The following is a 20,548-nucleotide window of genomic DNA, read 5'->3' on the forward strand; positions in this document are numbered from 1 at the left end:
CGAGGCGGGTGCAGTGGTTATCAGTGGTACGGGGTCTTAGTCAGTTTCATACCGCCATCCTGACCGCCCACGCAAACACCGGTCTAGGCCGCCCGGGCCCAGATACAGCAAAACTGTGGATAACTGGGCGCGGGCCCTAGTTATCCACAGTCGCAGGCGCACTCAAGTGGCGCGCGGCAGCACGAGGTGCTAGTACAGGCCGGCCTCGCGGGCCATGGCGGCGATATCGGCAGACTTCTGCGCGATGGCCAGTTCCTCGTTGGTCGGGACGACGAAGACCTTGACCGGGGAGTCTGCGGTGGAAATCATGCGCGGCTCCTTGGAACGGACCAGGTTGGCTTCCTTGTCAAAGTGGATACCGTACATGTCCAGGTTGTACAGGGAGTCCTGGCGGACCTCGGTGTCGTTCTCACCGACGCCGGCGGTGAACGTGATGGCGTCGACGCGGCCGAGCGCAATCATGTAGGAACCGATGAAGCGGCGCAGCTGGTGGATGTAGATGTTGTACGCCAGCCAGGCGTCGGAGTCCTCGTTCTCGATGCGCTCGCGCAGCACGCGGAAGTCATTGACGCCGGAAATGCCCTTCACACCGGACTGCTTGTTAAGCAGCTTGTCGATCTCATCGATGGTCATGCCCGCCTGGCGGGACAGGTGGAAGATGATGCCCGGGTCGATATCACCGGAACGGGTACCCATGGCCAGGCCGGCCAGCGGGGTCAGGCCCATCGAGGTGTCGATGGCGCGCCCGTTGGAGATCGCGGCGGCGGAGGCGCCGTTGCCCAGGTGCAGCGTGATCTGGTGGGTGTGGCCCGGGTCGCGGCCCAGCAGCTTCGGGACCTGCTGCGAGACGAACTCGTGGGAGGTGCCGTGGAAGCCGTAGCGGCGGATGTCGTACTTCGTCGCGACTTCCTTGTTGATGGCATACAGCGCGGCGGCCGGGGCCATGCGGTTGAAGAAGGCGGTGTCGAAGACGGCCACGTGCGGCAGGTCCGGCAGGATGGCGCGCGCGACGCGGATGCCGTCCAGGTTGGCCGGGTTGTGCAGCGGGGCCAGCGGGATGAGGTCCTCGATCATGGACTCGATCTGCTCGTCCAGCAGCTGCGGCTCGCTGAAGAGGCGACCGCCGTGGACGACACGGTGGCCGACGGCGATGAGCTCCAGCTGGGTGGGGCCGACCTGGTTGTCCTCCATGATCTCGAAGGCGCGCTTCAGGCCCGCGGTGTGGTCCGGGATTTCCAGCTCTTCGCGGATCTTCTCGCCGTTGACGGTGACGTTGATGGCACCGTTCGGCTCGCCGATCTGCTCGACCAGGCCGGTGACCAGCGGAGCGTCGGTGGCTTCGTTCTCCGGGTTCACCACCTGGAACTTGATGGAGGAAGAGCCGGAGTTAAGTACTAGAACGTAGGCCATTTAGGCGTTGCCTCCTGCCTGGATAGCGGTAATAGCGACGGTGTTGACAATATCGGGAACGGTAGCGCCACGGGACAGATCGTTGACCGGCTTGTTCAGCCCCTGCAGGATCGGGCCCACGGCCAGGGCGCCGCCGGTGCGCTGCGCGGTCTTGTAGCCGATGTTGCCGGCTTCCAGGTCCGGGAAGATGAAGACGTTGGCCTGGCCAGCGACCTCGGAGTCGGGCATCTTCTTCTTGGCCACACCCGGGTCGCAGGCGGCGTCGAACTGCAGCGGGCCGTCGACCTTGAGGTCGCCGTTGATCTGAAGGGCGGCCTCCACGGCGGCCACGGCGCGGTCCACGTCCGGGCCGGAGCCGGAGGTGCCGGTGGAGTAGGACAGCACGGCCACGCGCGGGTCGATGCCGAACTGGGCCGCGGTCTTCGCGGAGACGGCGGCGATCTCGCCGAGCTGCTCGGCGGTCGGGTTCGGGTTGACCGCGCAGTCGCCGAAGGCCCACAGGCGCCCGCGCATGACCATCAGGAAGATGGAGGAGACCACGGAGGCCTCCGGGGTGGTCTTGATGATCTGGAAGGAAGGCTTGATGGTGTGGGCGGTGGTGTGCGCCGCGCCGGAGACCATGCCGTCGGCCAGGCCCTTGTGGACCATCATGGTGGCGAAGTAGGAGATGTCCTGCATGGTCTCGCGGGCCTGCTCGAGGGTCACGCCCTTCTTCTTGCGCAGCTCGGCGAAGTCGGCAGCGAATTCCTCGGCCAGCGGGGAGGTCAGGTGGTCGATGATGGTGGCGTCAGTCAGATCCACGCCCAGCTCGCCGGCGCGGGTGGCAATGGAGTCCGGGTTGCCCAGGATGGTGAGCTTGACGATGCCCTTTTCCAGCAGCTGGCCAGCCGCCAGCAGGATGCGGTCGTCGTCGCCCTCCGGCAGCACGACGTGGGCGCCGGCGGCCTTGGCCTGGCCCAGCAGCTGCTGCTCGAAGACGGGAGCGGACATGACCGGCTCGACGTTGAGGTTAATCTGGCGGGCCAGGGCCTCGCTGTCCTTGAGCTGGTCCGGCGTGACAACGCCGGCGACGGTCGCCTGCACGTCCTTGGCGTGGCGGACCGCGAGTTCGGCCGCGCCCTTTTCCTGCTCGGCTACGAACAGCAGCGGCACGCCGACGGCGGCGGCAGCTACGGAGTCGAAGTGGGTGTCGCCGGTGCCCTGAATAACTACGGGGCCGTCGGCGGTAAGTTCCGCAGCGACGACGTCGGCGAGCTTCGGGTTGAGCTCATCCAGAGTGCGCAGCTGCGCGTCTAGCTGGTGGGCAGTTTCCGCAAGGTTGAGGTCGGCAAAATCACGACCTACGACACTGACAAGGACAGAACGAGCATTAGACATGCGACGAACCTTTCATTCGCTGTCACGGGGCAATATCCACAGCAAAAGTGCTGTATATCACTCAGTAATTTGTTTAGTGACCTCCTCTACCCTACTTCAGAATGCCCATTTTTTCCGATTCGCGTAGATGTAAAACAGGTCACTCATGACTATAAGTTTTGGGCAGAATCCGCGATTGCGCGTTTAACCGCAGCTACGGACTTTTCTAAGGCCTTCGTTTCCCAGTCATCCAGCTCCACTGTCAGGCGCCGGAGGACCCCCGAACGCCCGATCAAACATGGCAGGGAGACCGCGACGTCGCCGTCGTAGCCGTATTCGCCGTGCAGGGTGGTCGAGACCGGGAAGATGGCGCGCTCATCGAGCAAGACCGCCCGCGCCAGGCGCATGGCCGAGGCGGCGACGCCGGCGTTGGTCCAGCCCTTGGAGTGGAAGACCTGGTAGGCGGCCTCGACGACGCGCTCGGCCAGGTCCGCCGCGTCGAGCCGGACGCCGGGGAAGTATTCGCCGAGCCGGGCGGCGGGAATGCCGGCCACGGACAGGTGGGACAGGACCGGGAAGGCGGCCATGCCGTGCTCGCCCATCATGTAACCGTCGACGGAGTCGGGGCTAATCCCCAGATCGTCGGCGACCAGGCGGCGCAGGCGGGACGAGTCCAGCATGGTGCCGGTGGCGAAGAGCTTGTGCTCCGGGTAGTCGAATTCGTTCTGGGCGATCCAGACGATGGTATCGGCCGGGTTGGTGATGAAGATGAGCACGGGGCCGGCGTCTTTGTCGGCCACGTTGGCGCACACCTCGCGCATGATGCCGCGGGTGATGTCGCCGTTGACGGGCGCGAGCGCCGCGCGGTCCGGGTTGGCGTCGGGGTTGTCGGGGTCCACGATCATCGACGGGCCGGCGGCCGAAATGACGACGTCGGCGTCCGCGCACTCGGAGTAGTCGCCGCGGCGCACGCGCGGGACGAAGCTACCGGGCACGCCGGTCAGGTGGTGTTGGTCGAGGGCCTCGCCGCAGGCAATGTCGGGGTCGCTATCGATGACCACAATGTCGGCAAACAAGCCGGAATGTACCGCCTCTGCCAGCACGTAGGAACCTACGTGGCCCGCTCCGGTGATAACGAGCTTGGCTGGTCGGTTCATGATTTTCCTTTCAACGAGTAGTAAAACAGTACGGGTTCTCGGCAAGCGAAAACCGCCGACCTCGAGTGTAGGCCGGCGGTAGCAGCGCTTACAGGGAGTGGAAGATGGAGAAGAAGATGGTTGCCACGGCCACCAGGCCGATGAAGGTGACGAACCAGTTGGACGGCTTGCCGCGGAAGCGCTTGAGCGCGTCCACCTTGTGGATGGCCCACATCGGAATCAGGAAGAGCAGGACGGCAATGGCCGGGCCACACAGGGTCTCAATCATGCCCAGGATGGACGGGTCGGCCCAGGCGACCAGGATGCAGGTCACCAGGATGAAGATAAGCGAGCCGGTCTCCAGCGCGCGGCTGTGAGTGAACTTGGTGTTGCCGGCGACGTGGTTGCCGGTGACCACCAGACCCTCGACGGACTCGGCCGCGCCTAGGTAGTGGCCCAGGAAGGACTTGCAGATGGCCACCAGCGCCACGATGGGGGCTACCCATTGCAGGAAGGGGGCATCGAAGTGGTTGGCCAGGTAGGACAGGATGGTGATGTTTTGTTCCTTGGCCTCGGCCAGGTTTTCCGGCGACAGGGACAGGGCGCAGGAGAAGACGAAGAACATCACGACGATGACCATGAGGCCTTCGGCCGCCGCCAGGACCTGGCCGGTCTTCTTATCCGCCCACTTGTCGCCGTATTCCTGGCGCTTCTCGGAGGCGAAGGAGGAGATGATCGGCGAGTGGTTGAAGGAGAAGACCATCACCGGCACCAGCAGCATCAGCGTGGTGGCCAGGCCGTTGCCGGAGGCCTCCCGCGCGACGTCTAGGTCGAAGGTAGAGAAGAAGGCGGTGTTCCAGCGCGGGATGAGGTAGAGCGCCAGGAAGATCAGCACGGCGATGAAGGGGAAGGCCAGCGCGGACATCACCTTGACCACGATTTCCTGGCCCATCTTCACCACGAAGATGAGGCCGCCGACCAGCAGGGTGGCTAGCGCCCAGCGCGGCCAGGGTTCAACGTGCAGCTGGTGGATGAGGAAGGACTCCAGGGTGTTGGTCAGCGTGACGGCGTAGACCAGCACCAGCGGGTAGACCGCCACGAAGTAGAGGACGGTCATCACGACGCCGGCGTTGGCGCCGAAGTGCTCCTCCATGACGTCGGTCAGGTGGGACTTCGGATCGGAGCCGGACAGGACCAGGCGGGTCATCGCACGGTGGGCCCAGAAGGTCATGGGGAAGGCGATGATGGTCATGATGATCAGCGGGATAATGCCGCCGATGCCCGCGTTGATGGGCAGGAACATGACGCCGGCGCCGATGGCGGTGCCGAACAGGCTCAGCGTCCAGATGGTATCGGTTTTGCCCCAGCCGGGGGCTTTGTCAGCGCTGTCGGGGCTACCCGGCGCCGTGGTGGTTGGTGCCCGCCGGGCGTCAGCGGCCTCGGGAGGGATGACGGACATGGTGTGTTCGACCCTTTCGACGTGTTCCCCGCAGCCCTACGCGAAAGAACGGGCCGATGGAGAACTATTTATCACTTCACGCTCCATCCTCCGGAAAACCCCCGCAGGATGCTATGAGCAAATTCACATTTGATGATTAATTATTATCACATCACCAAAATGAGAACTTTTCCGCAGGGATCCGTTATAGTAATTAGCCACACTCGGTTCTGACATAGTTTTTACCTAGTAGCCAACAGGAACCACCGGAAAACCCGCCCAGGCTGCACCGACCCCAAACGCCCCCTGAAAATCCCCTAGGGAAACGGTGTTTCACCCTAAGGCCGCACCTCCCCCGCCGGATGCCCCCGACTATTGGGCATGTCACGGAAAAACCGGGCACTATGACCAAAATCAAAGCCCTTTTGCCCAGGTCAGAGAACTTATAACATCGGAGGCATGAGCACTACAGTCCAGACCCCGCTCGTCACCGCCGCCGAAATCGAGGCCGCCCACGAGCGCATCCAAGATGAAATCAACCGCACCCCACTGCGCTACAGCGAACGACTGTCCCAACTGACCAACTGCAACGTCTACCTCAAGTGCGAGGAACTGCAGGACGTGCGCTCCTACAAGATCCGCGGCGCGCTCAACAGCATCAAGAACCTGAGCGACGAGGAGCTGGCCGCCGGCATCGTCACCGCCTCGGCCGGCAACCACGCCCAGGGCGTGGCCTACGCCTGCAAGACCATGGGCGTCCAGGGCAAGATCTTCGTGCCGGTGTCCACCCCGGCCCAGAAGCGCGACCGCATCCTGGCCCACGGCGGCCGCTTCGTGGACCTGGTCGTGACCGGCGAGTCCTTCGACGAGGCCTCCGCCGCCGCCCATGAGGACGCCGCCGAGCGCGGGGCCACCTTCATCGAGCCCTTCGATGCCCACGACACCGTCGTCGGCCAGGGCACCATGGCCAAGGAAATCCTCGAGCAGCTGGCCGAGGAGGGCAAGGAGCTGCACGCGCTGATCGCCCCCGTCGGCGGCGGCGGCCTGCTCTCCGGCCTGACCAGCTACGTCGCGGAGAAGGCCCCGGAGGCCCAGATTTACGGCGTGGAGCCGGCCGGCGCGGCATCGCTAGCCGCAGCCTTCCGTAATAATGGCCCGATGACGCTGCCGACCGTGGACCCGTTCGTGGATGGCGCGGCCGTCAAGCGCATCGGCGCGCTGCCCTACGAGATCCTCTCGGCCAACAAGGACCGGCTGGAGCACTTCGCAGTCAGCGAGGACGACGTCTGCATCGAGATGCTCAACCTCTACCAGAACGAGGGCATCGTCTCCGAGCCGGCCGGCGCGCTGTCCGTGACCGGCCTGACCAAGCTGGACCTGGCGCCGGGCTCGACCGTCGTCTGCGTCATCTCCGGCGGCAACAACGACGTCATCCGCTACACAGAGATCATGGAGCGCTCCCTGGTCCACCGCGGCCTGAAGCACTACTTCCTCATCAGCTTCCCGCAGGTCCCCGGCCAGCTGCGCATCTTCCTCGACGAAATCCTCAACCCCGGCGACGACATCACCCGGTTCAAGTACCAGAAGCGCAACAACTGCGTGCTGGGCACCGCGCTGGTGGGCCTGGTGCTGGAAAAGCCCGAGGAAATCGACCAGCTCATCGAACGTTTGGACAACTCCAAGTTCGAGTACGAGTACCTCAAGCCAGGTACGCCTGAATATAAGATAGTCGGATAAGCCCTTCTGAGGCTGATTTGGGGAGCAGGCTTGTTACCCTATCTAGTACGTTGCTCGCATCCGAACGTATGATGAGCTCAGATTAGACAAGTAACAGCCACTCCCCCAAGAATCAGTGAGGACACCGACATATTATGACTTCCCCTCTGCGCGTTGCAGTCGTTGGTTCCGGCCCGGCCGGCATTTACGCATCCGATCTTCTGGTTAAGTCCGAGGTCGACGTCCAAGTCGATCTGTTTGAGAAGATGCCCGCCCCCTTCGGCCTGATCCGCTACGGCGTGGCCCCGGACCACCCGCGCATCAAGGGGATTGTTCAGTCTCTGCACAACGTCATGGAAAAGGAAGACATCCGCTTCCTGGGCAATATTGAGGTCGGCCGTGACGTCACCGTCGAGGAGCTGCAGGACTACTACGACGCCGTCATCTTCGCCACCGGCGCCACCGCAGACCGCCTGGTCAACATCCCGGGCGAGGACCTCGAGGGCGTCCACGGCGCCGGCGAGTTCGTGGGCTTCTACGACGGCAACCCGAACTTCAAGCGCGACTGGGACCTGTCCGCCGAGTCCGTGGCCGTCATCGGCGTGGGCAACGTCTCCCTAGACGTCTCCCGCATCCTGGCCAAGACCGCCGATGAGCTGCTGGTTACGGAGATCCCGGACAACGTTTACCAGACCCTGAAGACCAACCGCGCCAAGGAGATTCACGTCTTCGGCCGCCGCGGCCCGGCCCAGGCGAAGTACACCCCGAAGGAGCTCAAGGAGCTGGACGAGTCCCCGACCATCGAGGTCATCGTCGATCCGGAAGACATCGACTACGACGCTGCCTCCGAGGAAGCTCGCCGCGCCACCAAGTCCACCGACCTGGTCTGCCAGACCCTGGAGGGCTACGCCATGCGCGAGACCAAGGGCGCCCCGCACAAGCTCTACATCCACTTCTTCGAGGCCCCGGTGGAGATCCTCGGCGAGGACGGCAAGGTCACCGGCCTGAAGACCGAGCGCACTGAGCTCGACGGCACCGGGCGGGTCAACGGCACCGGGAAGTTCACCGAGTGGCCGGTCCAGGCGGTCTACTCCGCCGTGGGCTACCACCCGCAGGACGTCAAGGGCGTGCCCTACGACGAGGAGAAGGCCGTCATCCCGAACGACGGCGGCCACGTGCTGCGCGATAACGGCGGGGAGAAGATCCCGGGCCTGTACACCACGGGCTGGATCAAGCGCGGCCCGGTCGGGCTTATCGGCAACACCAAGTCCGACGCGAAGGACACCACCTCCATGCTGCTGGCCGATCACCTGGCCGGCGAGCTCACCGAGGCCACTAAGCGCGACCCGCAGGACATCCTGGACCTGCTGGCCAGCCGCGAGATCGCCGTGACCACCTGGGAAGGCTGGCACCGCCTGGACGCGGCCGAGCGCGCCGCCGGCGAACCGCAGGAGCGCGAGCGCGTCAAGATCGTCGAATGGGACGACATGGTCCGCTACGCCGGCCCGCAGGAGGACTAAGCCCGGCCGCTAAGCTGGTGGGCGTGACTAAAGAATCTTTTAACCCCACCATCACCGCCGCGCCGCTCGCGGCGCTGGCCCCGCTAGACGTCCACGCGCTCTACAAGCTGCGCGTGGACGTCTTCGTGCATGAGCAGGCCACCCCTTACGCCGAAATCGATGACACGGACGCCCAGCCGTCCACCATCCACCTTTTGGCCTGGGACAGTCCTGCAGCCGAACAAGAACGAGCGCAAGCACAAGAACAGACCCAGGATCCCACCTCCCGGCTCCTGGGCACGGCCCGCCTGTTCCCGGCGACCATCCCGGACCCGGACGCCGCAAAGCAAGGCGAGCCCGCCGACGCCCCGACCATCGAGGTCGTCCAGTTCGGCCGCTTCGCCCTGGATCCCGCCGCCCGGGGCACGGGGCTGGGCCGGCAGCTTATCGATGCCGCCTTGCAGTTCGCCGCCACCGCCCGTCCGGGCACGCCGGTCTACCTGGAGGCGCAATCGCCGCTGACCGGCTACTACGGCCGCTTCGGCTTTAGCGTGTGCGGCGAGCCCTTCGACGAGGACGGCACCCCGCACACGCCGATGATTAAGCGCGCCACGGCGAAGTAGCTAGGAGGCAGGCTCCTACTTCCGGCCCCACAGGGTGGTGTTTTCGACCGCGGCTTCCTCCTCGTCATCGTCGATGCCGCCGGTCAGCTCGGGGTTGACTCGCACGAGCGGCTCGTCGAGCAGCACCACCTTGTGCAGCTGCGGGATATCCGGGGTCTGGGAGTCCTCGACGACCTCGGCCGCGGTCGGGGTGCCGCGCACCTCGATGCGCGCGGCCGCCACGTTGGCCCTATCGCGGGCCTCCTCGATGTCCTCGCCCGTGGAGACCACCAGGCCCATGCGCCGGCCCTTGTAGGCGCCCGGCTTGCCAAACAGCGTCACGTCGGTCTCCGCGACCGCCATCGCCTGGCCCACGCCCTGGTAGGCCACGTCCTCGATGTCGTCGTCCGCGTGCAGCATATAGGACGCACCGGGGGTTACCAGGGTGACGTCGATCGGGTAGCCCAGAATGGCCCGGGCTTGCAGCTCGAACTCGGAGAAGCGCTGGGTGTAGCCGGTCAGCATGGCGGTATCCGACGGCCGCGGGGAGACGGAGGAGAAATACACGTCGTCGCCGGCGACGAAGAGCTCCACCCCGTAGACGCCGCGCCCGCCCAGCTCGTTGGAGATTCGCGCGGCCACCGAGCGGGCGTTTTCCAGCGCGCGCTGGCTCATGGGCATCGGCTGCCACGACTCCACCAAGTCGCCGTGCTCGTGGCGGTGCCCGATGGGCTCGCTAAACCACGTGGCCATCTCCTTGGTGGACGGGTCGATGGAGCGCACCGCCAGCAGCGTGACCTCGTAGTCGAAGTCCACGAAGCGCTCGGCCACCACGCAGTCCGAGTCTGAGGACACACGGCGGACCTTCTGCCAGGCGCTGGCGATTTCCTCCGGCTCGCGGACCAGCATGTGCCCCTTGCCGGAGGTCGACACGTCCGGCTTGATGATGCAGGGAAAGCCCAGCTCCTCGACCGCGGCGACGAGCTGCTCCTCCGAATTCGCAAAGCGGTAGGCCGTCGTGGGCAGGCCCAGCGACTCCGCCGCGCTGCGGATCGATTCCCGGTCCCGGGTGAGCTCACAAGCGCGTGCGGTGGGCACTACCACGGCATCCGTTTCCGCCTCCAGGCGCGACAGGGCATCCACGGCCACCATCTCCACCTCAGGCACGACGAAGTCCGGCTGGACCTGGGAGGCAATCTCCCAGACCGCCTGCGGGTCGGAAATCTGCGCCACGTGCGCCACGTGGGCGATGTGCAGCGCCGGCGCCCCCGGGTAGGAGTCCACCGCGTGCACCTCCAGCCCCAGGCGCTGGAACGCAGCCGTCAGCTCCTTGCCGAGCTCACCACCGCCGAGCAGCAGCACCTTGGTGGCGTTGGATGTCAGCGGCGTTCCGATATGTTGTGCAAAGTCCATAGATTGTTCCTCCAGAAGCTGTGAGACACCACAGCAAACTCTGCGACCATTATCGCATAGCGCCAGCTATCTGCCGCATTGGAACAGGCCATAACATTGCGCAGGTACCGGTCCCGCAACGCACAAACTCCCGCCCAGCTGCCATCACAGCATTCGACGGGAGTGTGTGTTCTATTGGTTTTCTGCCTGCTTAGGCGTCCTCGAGGACGTCGTGGCGCACGATGGTCTGGTCGCGGCCGGGGCCGACGCCAATGTAGGAGATGCGGGTGCCGGACAGCTCCTCGAGGCGCAGGACGTAGTCCTGGGCCTTCTGCGGCAGTTCCTCGAAGGTCTGGCAGCGGGTGATGTCCTCGTCCCAGGCCGGCATGGTCTCAAAGATGGGCTCGGCGTGGTGGAAGTCGGACTGGGTCATGGGCATCTCGTCGAAGCGCTTGCCGTCCACGTCGTAGGCCACGCAGATGGGGATCTCCCCGATTCCGGTGAGAACGTCCAGCTTGGTCAGGAAGTAGTCGGTGAAGCCGTTGACGCGGGTGGCGTACCGGGCGATGACGGAGTCGTACCAACCGCAGCGGCGCTTGCGGCCGGTGTTGACGCCGATCTCCCCGCCGGTAGTCTGCAGGTACTCGCCCCACTTGTCGAAGAGCTCCGTGGGGAACGGGCCCGCGCCCACGCGGGTGGTGTACGCCTTGATGATGCCCAGGGAGGTGGTGATCTGCGTCGGGCCCACGCCCGAGCCCACCGAGGCGCCGCCGGCGGACGGGTTGGAGGAGGTCACGAACGGGTAGGTGCCGTGGTCCACGTCCAACATGGTGGCCTGACCGCCCTCCATGAGGACGTGCTTGCCGTTGGACAGGGCATCGTTGAGCTCGAGCTCGGCCTCGATGACCATCGGGCGCAGGCGCTCCCGGTAGCTCAGGAAGTACTCCACGACCTGCTCCGGGTCGATGGCCTTGCGGTTGTACATCTTGACCAGCATCTGGTTCTTGATGTCCAGCGCGGAGGTAACCTTCTGGCGCAAGATGGACTCGTCGAAGATGTCTTGGACGCGGATGCCGATGCGCGCGACCTTGTCCGCGTAGGCCGGGCCGATGCCGCGGCCGGTGGTGCCGATGGCGCGCTTGCCCAGGAAGCGCTCCTGCACGCGGTCGAGCGTCTGGTGGTACGGCGCCACCAGGTGCGCATTGGCGGAAATCTTCAGGCGGGAGGCCTTCGCGCCGCGGGCTTCCAGCCCGTCGATCTCGTCGAAGAGGGCCTCCAGGTTAATCACGACGCCGTTGCCCAGGATCGGGGTGGCGTTTTCCGACAGGATGCCGGCGGGCAGGAGCTTGAGCTCGTACTTCTCGCCGCCGACCACGACGGTGTGGCCGGCGTTGTTGCCGCCGTTCGGCTTGACAACGTAGTCGACCTTGCCGCCGAGGATATCCGTCGCCTTGCCCTTGCCTTCGTCGCCCCACTGGGCGCCAACAATGACGATTGCTGCCATGGTTGCTAGTTCACTTCCCCATTTAAATTGGAGTCAAATACGCACTAACTCTACCTGGTTAGCCATCCGCGTGGGCTCTCCTACCCCGGCGAAGTAGCATAGAAAACATGCGTGTGATGATCTTACGCTGCGGTGCGCCGCAGTTTGCCCTGTCCTCCGCTCCGGACTCCAACTGGGAAATCCTGGACTGCGAGGCCGTACCCACGCGCAAAGAGCTCAAGGCGCTAGACGCCGCCGCCCGCGAGATCCTGCCCGAAGACCCCACGCCGTCGCTCGATGAAATCGCCGCCCAACCCGACGTGGCGCACCTAGGCGCGCCAGCGCCCGCGCCCCAGCCGGTACCCGAAGCGCTGCGCGTGATCGTCATCGGCACGGACGCCGCCCTGTCCGCGGTGATTACCCGGCTCATGCGCGCCGACACAATGTGGGTCGAGGTCGCCTACGTGCCGGTGGAAGACACTTCCGCCGCCGCCCAGAACTGGGGCCTGCCCCAGAATACGAACGATGCCTTCCGCCTGGCGCTGGAAGGTGTAGTCGCGCCGGTACCCACCATCCGCAACGACGCCGGCCAGGCCGTGGCGGGCTCGGCCACCATCAGCCAGTGGAACCCCGGGGCCATGACCGGGGAGATCATCGTCGACGACCACGTGCTCGTCCGCCAAGACGGCGAGGCCCTACGCGGGCCCCAGGCGGGCGTCTACGGCGCCAAACTGGTGCCCATGGTGGACGCCCCCGGCATCGTCGCCGCGGCGGCGCCAGTGGCCCGCCAGGGGGTGCTAGGGCGCCTGCGCCGGAAGCCGGCCGCGCCGCAGCCCGGCCCGGTCGATCCGTCCACCGTGGCCACCGGGCGCGCGGTCCAGGCCGGCGGGCCGGAGCTGCGCGTGACCGTGGACGGGGTCTCCCGGCCCCGCCCGGTCGACCGCGTGACCTTCTACCGGCACCTGCGCGACCTGCAGGTGGTGCGGGTGGCGCGCCCCTAGCGTTTAAAGGTCGTGCTCGTCCTCGTCGTAGATCTCCGGCGGGTAGGCCGGGGTCTGCGAGGTCGGGATGAGCACCGCCACGGCGGACTCGCGGGACATACCGCAGATCATTAGCAGATCCACCACGATGGAGCGCGTCTGCGCCAGGATGGCGTAGGCCGACAGCTGGCTGCGGCCCTCCACGATGTCCATGCTGGCCCTAGCGCCCGCCCGGCGCAGCCGCTGGACCAGGTGGGGCAGCTCCTGGGCCTCGTTGAGGCCGCGCCGGCTGCCGTAGATTTCGGCCAGCTCCTCCATCACCGAGCACAGCTCCTCGATGAGCTCAATCTGGACCGGGGAGACCTTGTCCCCGTCCTCGGTGATCACCAGCGCGCGGCGGGAGAGCACGCGCACCCCGCGCACACCGTTGTCCACGGGCACGAGGATGCGTTCCAGCGAGCGGATATTGCGCCTAGAACCCCACATGATGGGCGAGACCTCGGAGGCCTCCCGGCCCTGCTTGGCGGCATCGGCCAGCTTCTCGATATTGGTCTGCGTGCCGAAGACGGCCTGGCGGGCCTCCTCGATGATCTCGACGTCCTGCTTCTCCAACCCGCGGGAGACGTCGTAGAGCACGCTGGCGGCGATGCTGAGCACCTTGGAGACCTCCCGGCGCGCCTGGGCCAGCGGCGAGTTCGGGATCAGCGCGATGGTGACCACGCCGATGACGGACCCGATGAGGGCATCGATAGCGCGGTTGAGGCCCCCGGCTCCCTCGGTGGGCGGGAAGATAGTGGCGATCAGGATGGAGCCAAAGACGATCTGGTTGGTCAGCAGCGGCGACTTGGTCATAAACGAGCCGAGCAGCAGCGTCGCGCCCACGATGACGGTGATCTGGAACGGGCCCTGGCCGACGAATTGGAAGAGGATATCGCCGACCGCCACGCCGGTGATGCCGCCGATGGCCATCTCCACCGCGCGCTTCATCCGGTCGCCGCCGGACAGGCCCAAGATGATCACCGTGGAGATCGGCGCGAAGAAGGGCTGCGCGTGGCCCGCGATGTCGTTGGCCACCCAGTAGGACAGCCCCGCGCCGACGGTGGCCTGCAGGATAAACACGAAGCGCGAGCGCACGCGGTTCAACCGGGCCATCAATGACCGGTCGATACTGCGCAGGCGCTCGCGCGTGGTGAGTCGTTTACGTTCTTCGGCCATGGGCGCCATTCTAGGACACTTTTATAGCGCCGCGGACCGAAAAGACTGCTTTAGCGGGAAACCGTCTTCCCCACCGAGTGCAGGTCCTGGCAGGCCTCGATGACGCGCTCGGACATGCCCTGCTCGGCCTTCTTCAGGTAGGAGCGCGGGTCGTAGACCTTCTTGTTGCCCACCTCGCCGTCGATCTTGAACACGCCGTCGTAGTTGGCAAACATGTGGCGCGCGACCGGGTTGGTAAACGCGTACTGGGTGTCGGTGTCCACGTTCATCTTGATGACGCCGTAGCGCAGGGCCTCCTCGATCTTTTCCTTCTCAGAGCCGGAGCCGCCGTGGAAGACGAAGTCGAAGGGCTGGGCGCCCTCGTCTAGGCCGAGCTTCTTCTGCGCGGTCTGCTGGCCCTCCAGCAGGACCTCCGGGCGCAGCTTCACGTTGCCCGGCTTGTAGACGCCGTGGACGTTGCCGAAGGTGGCGGCCAGCAGGTAGCGGCCGTTCTCGCCGGTGCCCAGGGCGTCGATGGTCTTCTCGAAGTCCTCGACGGTGGTGTAGAGGTTGTCGCCAGCCTTGGCTTCCACGCCGTCTTCCTCGCCGCCGACGACGCCGATCTCAGCCTCCAGGATGATGTGGGCCTTACGGGCCTTTTCCAGCAGCTCCTGGGCGATCTCCAGGTTCTCATCGATCGGGATGGCGGAGCCGTCCCACATGTGGGACTGGAACAGCGGCAGCTCGCCGCGGTCGACGCGTTCCTGGGAGATGGCGATCAGCGGGCGGACGTAGTCGTCCAGCACTTCCTTCTGGCAGTGGTCGGTGTGCAGCGCGACGTTGATGCCGTAGTGCTTGGCGGCCTCGTGCGCGAAGGCGGCCAGCGCCTGGGCGCCCGCTACCTTGTTCTTGACTGCCAGGCCGGAACCGAACTCCGCACCGCCGGTGGAGAACTGGATAATGCCGTCGGACTCGGCCTCCGCGAAGCCCTTGAGCGCAGCGTTGATGGTCTCCGAGGAGGTGCAGTTGATGGCCGGGAAGGCAAAGCCAGACTGCTTCGCCTCGTCCAGCATGGCGTTGTAGACCTCTGGGGTAGCAATAGGCATAGAAGTGAATCTTCCTTACTTGGTTCGCGTTTGACTTACTGCACTACCAAGTATGCCTGTGATTTGGCTTGCGCGCCGCAGGTCTTGGTTAAGGAAAGGTGTGAGTTTGTACCTAGCCGGTGTCTGGTCCCGGCTAGTGGGGCTAGCCCCGGCCTTCTGCGCGGTCGCGGGCGACGCGGGCGGCGGCCTCCATCAGCATCCAGCCGGACAGCTGCACCGACAGGTCGCGCTCCGCGATGCGGATGACGCCGACCTTCTCGCCCAGCGTGGTCGGGCCCAGGCCGAAGTTGTGGGGCAGGCGCGCGTCCGCGGTCCAGTCCGTGCCGAAGATGGGCAGACCGTCGACCTCCAGGCGGTGCTCCCAGACCGAGGCGGCCGAGGACATCACCAGGCGGGCGGCCAGCTTCTTCGCCGCGCGGTTGGCGGGCGAATCCCCCGGCAGGCGCACGGCCGCGTCCGCCAGGTAGCGCACCAGGATGCCCTTGAACAGGCCGCCGTCGCCGTCGCCGGTGTCCCAGTCGATGACCCCGGCGGGGGTGGCCATATACGAGGCGATGGCCTGGATGAGCCCGCGGATGCGGGTCAGGTACTTCACGGTGTCCTCGGCGCGCTCGGCCTCCTGGACCGAGTCCAGGTGCTCCAGTGAGGAAAAGCCGGCGCGCTTGCGCAGGGCCAGCGCGATTTCCACGCAGGCGCCCAAGACCACGCCCTGGCAGTAGGGGTGCAGGTTGCGCACCCACTCCGGGCCGTCCATGCGCATGCGGATGCCGTCCATGATAAGCCCCTGGTCATCGACCAGGTTTTCGTAGAGCCACTCGACGATCTTCTCGGCCTCCGCCAGGTGCCCCGTGCGCGCCAGCAGGATCGCCGCCGGCCCGTTGGAGGGCACGTTGAAGAAGTTCTCGCCCTCCCGCCACGGCAGCACGCCCAGGTGCTCGTCGCGGCCGGCGCGGATGTTGTCCTGCAGCTCCGCGAGCTTCGAGTAGGGCTTGACCTTGCTCAGCTGCCCGGCGCGCTGCAGGGCGAGCGCCAGCCAGGCCTTGTCGTCGAAGTAGCGGTTGTTCTTCAGCGGGCTGAGGTTGCGCACTCGGATGCCGCGCACGGTTTCGGTGATCCGCTTGCGCCGCATCTTGGTGTTGTGGCGCTGGGCGGCATCCACCAGGCAGTCCAGGTAATGCGCCTGCCACCAGTAGTGCCAATGGAGGAAGATCTTTTCCTTGCCGGTGGGCGGCCAGCGCACGATTGCCAAGTTGGTCTTTGGCAGTCCCCACACGCGTGCTGCGTGGCGGTCATTGATGGCGGTTTCTGCCAGATCCGCGCGGTGTGCCCACTTTTCGTCCACTCAGGTGCCCTAATTTCAGTCGATCTATTACTCACAGGAAGTCTAGCGCGCTCCCAGCTCACACGTGCAATTTTGCGCAACTGGCTGGCGCCCCCCGCCTACCAGCTGTGGGACAGATCCGCGTGCTGGCGGATCCAGGCATGCATGGCGATGCCGGCCGCCACGCCCGCGTTGATAGACCGGGTGGAACCGAACTGGGCGATGGAACAGGTCATCACCGCCCCGTCCTGGGCGGACTGGCTCACGCCGGGGCCTTCCTGCCCGAACAGGAGCAGGCATTTCTCCGGCAGCTCGGCGGTCTCCAGCGGCACGCAGCCCGGGGTGTTGTCGATGGCCACGACCGTCAGCCCCTCCTGCCCCGCCCACTCCAGCAGCTCTTCTACCGTGTCGTGGTGGGCCAGGTGCTGGTAGCGGTCCGTGACCATGGCGCCGCGGCGGTTCCAGCGGCGGCGGCCGACGATGTGGACCGTGTCCACCGCAAAGGCGTTGGCCGTGCGCACCACGGTGCCGATATTCGAGTCGTTCTCGAAGTTCTCAATGGCAATGTGCAGGCTGTGGCGCCGGCTATCGATGTCGGCGACGATCGCCTCGCGCCGCCAGTAGCGGTAGGCGTCCACCACGTTGCGGCGGTCGCCCTCGGCCAGCAGCTCCGGGTCGTAGCGCTCGGCCTCCAGGCCGGTGGGCCACGGCCCCTCCCACGGGCCGACCCCGTGCCGGCCCTCGTTCCATTCGGTGGGGCCGGGCTGTTGGTCGGCTTCGCTGCCGCGGGCGTCCGGCTTAAGCAAGGTCGAGGTCCTCCAGGCCCAGCAGGAAGCGGTATTCCAGTCCCTCGGCCGCGATGGCTTTGTCCGCGCCGGTGGCGCGATCCACGACGGTGGCGATGCCGACGACCTCGGCGCCGGCCTCGCGCAGGGCGGCCACCGCGGTCAGCGGGGAGTTGCCCGTGGTGGTGGTGTCCTCGACCACCAGGACCTTCTTGCCCTGAACGTCAGCGCCCTCGATGCGGCGCTGCATGCCGTGCTTCTTGGCCTCCTTGCGCACCACGAAGGCGTCGATCGGGCGGCCGTCCGCGTGCATGATGGAGGTGGCCACCGGGTCCGCGCCCAGGGTCAGGCCGCCGACCGCGGCGAAGTCCCAGCCCGCGGTCAACTCGCGCAGCAGCGCGCCGATCAGCCGGGAGGCCTCGTGCTGCAGGGTCGCCCGGCGCAGGTCGACGTAGTAGTCCGCTTCCTTACCCGAGGACAGAGTCACCTTGCCGTGCACCACGGCCAGCTTTTTGACCAGCTCGGCTAGTTGGCTTTTTTTCTGCTCGTCCAGCTTCATGAGGTTTAAAAACTCCTTTGCTTAGCCCGCGCGGGACGAAGTCTGCGTCCGCTACTCGCGCAACTGCGTTTTTGTTGTTTTCTCGCTGTTTTCTAGCTTAAGACACCCCGTGGGTGAAAACCACGCCCAGGGCGCCTTAGGCGTCGCGGTTGTCGTCGCCTTCTTGGTGGTCGTTGTGGTCGCTGGGCTCGGCGGGGTCGCGGACGGGGTGCTCCGGGATATCCCCGATGGGGCCCAGCTCGGCTTCGATCTCGTCGAAGATCGAGGAACCTCGGCCCAGGTCGCGCGGCAGGCGGGCGACGGATTCGTCCGCGTGCGGGCGCTCCTGCCCGTCGGCGATGGCGTCCACCTCGTCCGCGCCCAGCGCGCGGTGCTCCATGGAGCCGTGGGCGGCGCCGGCCCGGCGGCTGGGCAGCACCATCGGTTCCTCCGGGCGCTGGACCGGCGGGCGCGCCATGTCCTCGGCGGGGTTGGGCACCGCGGTCGGGCCCGTCGGCGCGACCGGCTGCGGCGGCGGCACCACGCGCGTGGGATCCCCCTGTTCCGGGTGGTAGACCAGCCCGGCGGCCGGGCGCGGCGGCAGCACGCGGGCGACGTCCGCCAGCACCGCCATCGGGGCGAGCATCTCATCCCACTCGGCGCTGCGGGCGGTCTTGTCGGTCTGCGCGAGTACCCATTCGTTTTCCATCCACACCGCGGTCACTGCCTCCGGCAGGTATTCCAGCCCGGTGGCCAAGCGGTCGTCGCTCATGCGCTCGACCACGCCCGGCTCCGTGGCGTAGACGCTAAAGCCGGCGATCTCGTTCGCGGCGACCAGGTCCTCCGAGGCCTCTTCCACCAGCGGCAGGCCCGTGCGGCGGAAATCCACCACCACGTCGGAGCTCGCGCCGGTGCGCAGCGCCATCACGTTGACTCCGCCCAGGTCGAGCAGGAAAAGCTCGTGGCCGAAGACCGTGCCGTGGGCGATGTCCCGCGGGCGCGCGCCCCCGGCCGCCGCGCCCCGCGTCCACTCGTCCGCCAGGTAGGAATCCTCCTTGGCGAAGTCGAAGCCGTGCTGGTTTGCCCAGGCCTTGCGCTCCCGGCGCAGCGCGCCCGGCAGCATCGGGCGCCCGATCTTCTTCTTCGGCACCGCCTTCGGGGCCGGCTCCGGCTCCTCCGCGCTGGCGGCTTCCGGGGCCTCCGGGGCCTCGGCTGCTTCTTCCGGTTCCGCGGCTTCCTCGTCCCAGCCGTCGTCGGCAGCGTCGACGCCTTCCGGCTCGGGGCTATCGACCTCGGCGGTCTCGGGGTCGTCGTCCTCTTCGTAGACGATGTCCGGCGCCGGCGAGGGATCCGGCTCCGGCACCTCGGACGGGGCCTCGGCCTTGCCCCAGGTCTCGGGCTCGGTCTCGGGTTCGGTATCGGCCGAGGGGGCATCGGCAGCGTCAAGGCTGTCGGCACGGCTGTCATCGCGCTCGGCCAGCGAGCGCTGCTGCGCGGCTTCCTGGGTCTGGGCGGCGCGCCACAGGAAGACTGCGCCCGCAACAGCCAGCAGGGCCAGGATCAAAAGCAAAATAGGTGTCATTAGCGCCTTAGTTTACTGCCTCCCGCGGCGGCGCGCGGGCGGTGGGGCCGAAGGGTTTTAGGCGCCGAGGGACTCGCGGTCGCCGCGCTCGACCGGGTTGGTCGCATCCGCCGACCACTGCGACCAACCGCCGACGTAGTGGCGCGCGCCGGTCAGGCCCACCCAGTCCATGGTGGCCAGGGCCAGGCCGGAGTGGTTTCCGGAACCGGAGTAGACGATGGCGTCCTTGACGTTGTCCTCGTTGATGCCGGCGTTGTGGAAGACCTCGCGGATCTCCTCCTGGGTCTTCCAGGTGCGGTCCGCGTGGTGCAGGTAGCGCTCCGGCACGTTGACCGCGCCCGGGATGTGCCCGGCTTTGAGGTCGAGGTTCTCGCGACGGCCGGCAAAGCGGTTGGGCTCGCGGGTATCAATCAGGATGCCGTCGTGCTCCTTGACCTCGTCGATGGTGGCGACCATGTCCGGGTTGGGGTCCACGGTGGCGTTGGTCTCCACGGAGATATTGCCCGGGCCGGTCAGGGTGGGCAGCTGCTCCCGGCGCCAGTGGGCCAGGCCGCCGTCGAGGACGCGCACGTCCTCGATGCCCGCCCAGCGCAAGATCCACCACGCGCGGCCGGAGAAGAGCCCGCGGCCCTCGTCGTAGACGACGACCGGGCGGTCCTTGCGCAGGCCCCAGGTCACGAACCATTCCTGCAGCTTGTCCGGATCCGGCAGCGGGTTGCGGCCGTTGCGGGAGCCCGGCAGGCCCGCCATGGCGGCGGAGACGTCGCAGAGCTGGGCGGTCGGGATGTGGAGTGCGTGGAACTGGTTCCGGGCGCTGTTTTCACCCGAGCCCCACAGGCAGGCCAGAACGGTGAGGCGATCGCCGGCGTAGATGGCATCGAAAAGCTCGCGGGGGGAGACCAAAATACTCATGTTTCCCACTCTAGAGCCAAAGCGGCCGCGCCGCCCGCCGTGGCGGCATGACCTGGACGCGCGCAGGCAAAAGGCCCCGGCCACCCCGTCACGATTGG

The 20,548-nt window shown here is 66.4% G+C and carries 17 protein-coding genes; 4 read left to right on the top strand and 13 right to left on the bottom strand.

The features are described 5' to 3' along the window. Positions 1-189: 189 nt before the first annotated feature. The 4 genes from VVS03_RS05540 to VVS03_RS05555 form a co-directional block, all read right to left on the bottom strand. On the bottom strand, positions 190-1,410 hold the full coding sequence (locus VVS03_RS05540; RefSeq protein WP_368519921.1) for an acetate kinase: 1,221 nt from the start codon (positions 1,408-1,410) through the stop codon (positions 190-192). Continuing rightward, a complete protein-coding gene (gene pta / locus VVS03_RS05545) occupies positions 1,411-2,787 on the bottom strand; it encodes a phosphate acetyltransferase (RefSeq protein WP_368521279.1) in 1,377 nt (458 codons plus the stop codon). It lies immediately after the preceding gene. Between the two features lie 149 nt (positions 2,788-2,936). After that, positions 2,937-3,923 carry a lactate/malate family dehydrogenase gene (locus VVS03_RS05550; RefSeq protein WP_368521280.1) on the bottom strand — a complete coding sequence of 329 codons (987 nt, stop codon included), beginning with the start codon at positions 3,921-3,923 and terminating at the stop codon, positions 2,937-2,939. An 88-nt stretch (positions 3,924-4,011) separates the two neighbouring features. Further along, entirely contained in the window at positions 4,012-5,361 is a 1,350-nt protein-coding gene (locus VVS03_RS05555) for an HAAAP family serine/threonine permease (RefSeq protein ID WP_368521281.1), read from the bottom strand. 438 nt (positions 5,362-5,799) lie between these two features. Between VVS03_RS05555 and ilvA the strand changes: the two genes are divergently transcribed. The 3 genes from ilvA to VVS03_RS05570 all read left to right on the top strand — a co-directional run bounded on the left by ilvA (position 5,800) and on the right by VVS03_RS05570 (position 9,178). Next, the gene (gene ilvA, locus VVS03_RS05560) at positions 5,800-7,077 is read left to right on the top strand and encodes a threonine ammonia-lyase IlvA (RefSeq protein ID WP_368519925.1); all 1,278 of its coding nucleotides are present in this window, start codon (positions 5,800-5,802) and stop codon (positions 7,075-7,077) included. A gap of 134 nt (positions 7,078-7,211) precedes the next feature. Beyond that, positions 7,212-8,576 (top strand): FAD-dependent oxidoreductase, encoded by a 1,365-nt coding sequence (locus tag VVS03_RS05565; RefSeq protein ID WP_368519926.1) that lies wholly within the window; start codon positions 7,212-7,214, stop codon positions 8,574-8,576. Positions 8,577-8,599: 23 nt separating this feature from the next. Further along, the gene (locus VVS03_RS05570; RefSeq protein WP_368534189.1) at positions 8,600-9,178 is read left to right on the top strand and encodes a GNAT family N-acetyltransferase; all 579 of its coding nucleotides are present in this window, start codon (positions 8,600-8,602) and stop codon (positions 9,176-9,178) included. A gap of 15 nt (positions 9,179-9,193) precedes the next feature. Here the strand turns inward: VVS03_RS05570 and purT are convergent, their stop codons facing one another. After that, positions 9,194-10,570 (bottom strand): formate-dependent phosphoribosylglycinamide formyltransferase, encoded by a 1,377-nt coding sequence (purT, locus tag VVS03_RS05575; RefSeq protein WP_368519928.1) that lies wholly within the window; start codon positions 10,568-10,570, stop codon positions 9,194-9,196. A gap of 190 nt (positions 10,571-10,760) precedes the next feature. Continuing rightward, entirely contained in the window at positions 10,761-12,053 is a 1,293-nt protein-coding gene (locus tag VVS03_RS05580) for an adenylosuccinate synthase (protein ID WP_368519929.1), read from the bottom strand. 107 nt (positions 12,054-12,160) lie between these two features. Between VVS03_RS05580 and VVS03_RS05585 the strand changes: the two genes are divergently transcribed. Further along, complete coding sequence (locus VVS03_RS05585) at positions 12,161-13,033, top strand: hypothetical protein (protein WP_368519930.1); 873 nt, start codon at positions 12,161-12,163, stop codon at positions 13,031-13,033. 3 nt (positions 13,034-13,036) lie between these two features. Here VVS03_RS05585 and VVS03_RS05590 read toward each other — a convergent pair whose 3' ends face one another. From VVS03_RS05590 to VVS03_RS05620, 7 genes are all read right to left on the bottom strand, one after another. Then, positions 13,037-14,227, bottom strand: a complete 1,191-nt coding sequence (locus VVS03_RS05590; RefSeq protein ID WP_368519931.1) for an aromatic acid exporter family protein — start codon at positions 14,225-14,227, stop codon at positions 13,037-13,039. 50 nt (positions 14,228-14,277) lie between these two features. Further along, complete coding sequence (fbaA, locus tag VVS03_RS05595) at positions 14,278-15,312, bottom strand: class II fructose-bisphosphate aldolase (protein WP_368519932.1); 1,035 nt, start codon at positions 15,310-15,312, stop codon at positions 14,278-14,280. A gap of 142 nt (positions 15,313-15,454) precedes the next feature. Continuing rightward, positions 15,455-16,654, bottom strand: a complete 1,200-nt coding sequence (locus VVS03_RS05600) for a glycoside hydrolase family 76 protein (protein WP_368521283.1) — start codon at positions 16,652-16,654, stop codon at positions 15,455-15,457. Positions 16,655-16,752: 98 nt separating this feature from the next. Continuing rightward, complete coding sequence (locus VVS03_RS05605) at positions 16,753-17,439, bottom strand: TrmH family RNA methyltransferase (RefSeq protein WP_368519934.1); 687 nt, start codon at positions 17,437-17,439, stop codon at positions 16,753-16,755. Continuing rightward, positions 17,432-17,977, bottom strand: a complete 546-nt coding sequence (pyrE, locus tag VVS03_RS05610) for an orotate phosphoribosyltransferase (RefSeq protein WP_368521284.1) — start codon at positions 17,975-17,977, stop codon at positions 17,432-17,434. Before pyrE ends, VVS03_RS05605 begins: the two co-directional genes overlap by 8 nt. A gap of 136 nt (positions 17,978-18,113) precedes the next feature. After that, complete coding sequence (locus VVS03_RS05615) at positions 18,114-19,538, bottom strand: hypothetical protein (protein ID WP_368519936.1); 1,425 nt, start codon at positions 19,536-19,538, stop codon at positions 18,114-18,116. Between the two features lie 57 nt (positions 19,539-19,595). Further along, positions 19,596-20,450 (bottom strand): sulfurtransferase, encoded by an 855-nt coding sequence (locus VVS03_RS05620; protein ID WP_368519937.1) that lies wholly within the window; start codon positions 20,448-20,450, stop codon positions 19,596-19,598. Positions 20,451-20,548 lie beyond the last annotated feature (98 nt).

Origin of the sequence: Corynebacterium sp. LK2537 (assembly GCF_040946485.1) — a bacterium.
Lineage (GTDB): Bacteria > Actinomycetota > Actinomycetes > Mycobacteriales > Mycobacteriaceae > Corynebacterium.

Coding starts and splice junctions, on each gene's coding strand:
- VVS03_RS05540 (WP_368519921.1), bottom strand. CDS start 1,410: ATGGCCTACGTTCTAGTACTTAACTCCGGCTCTTCCTCCATCAAGTTC.
- pta (WP_368521279.1), bottom strand. CDS start 2,787: ATGTCTAATGCTCGTTCTGTCCTTGTCAGTGTCGTAGGTCGTGATTTT.
- VVS03_RS05550 (WP_368521280.1), bottom strand. CDS start 3,923: ATGAACCGACCAGCCAAGCTCGTTATCACCGGAGCGGGCCACGTAGGT.
- VVS03_RS05555 (WP_368521281.1), bottom strand. CDS start 5,361: ATGTCCGTCATCCCTCCCGAGGCCGCTGACGCCCGGCGGGCACCAACC.
- ilvA (WP_368519925.1), top strand. CDS start 5,800: ATGAGCACTACAGTCCAGACCCCGCTCGTCACCGCCGCCGAAATCGAG.
- VVS03_RS05565 (WP_368519926.1), top strand. CDS start 7,212: ATGACTTCCCCTCTGCGCGTTGCAGTCGTTGGTTCCGGCCCGGCCGGC.
- purT (WP_368519928.1), bottom strand. CDS start 10,570: ATGGACTTTGCACAACATATCGGAACGCCGCTGACATCCAACGCCACC.
- VVS03_RS05580 (WP_368519929.1), bottom strand. CDS start 12,053: ATGGCAGCAATCGTCATTGTTGGCGCCCAGTGGGGCGACGAAGGCAAG.
- VVS03_RS05585 (WP_368519930.1), top strand. CDS start 12,161: ATGCGTGTGATGATCTTACGCTGCGGTGCGCCGCAGTTTGCCCTGTCC.
- VVS03_RS05590 (WP_368519931.1), bottom strand. CDS start 14,227: ATGGCCGAAGAACGTAAACGACTCACCACGCGCGAGCGCCTGCGCAGT.
- fbaA (WP_368519932.1), bottom strand. CDS start 15,312: ATGCCTATTGCTACCCCAGAGGTCTACAACGCCATGCTGGACGAGGCG.
- pyrE (WP_368521284.1), bottom strand. CDS start 17,977: ATGAAGCTGGACGAGCAGAAAAAAAGCCAACTAGCCGAGCTGGTCAAA.
- VVS03_RS05615 (WP_368519936.1), bottom strand. CDS start 19,538: ATGACACCTATTTTGCTTTTGATCCTGGCCCTGCTGGCTGTTGCGGGC.
- VVS03_RS05620 (WP_368519937.1), bottom strand. CDS start 20,450: ATGAGTATTTTGGTCTCCCCCCGCGAGCTTTTCGATGCCATCTACGCC.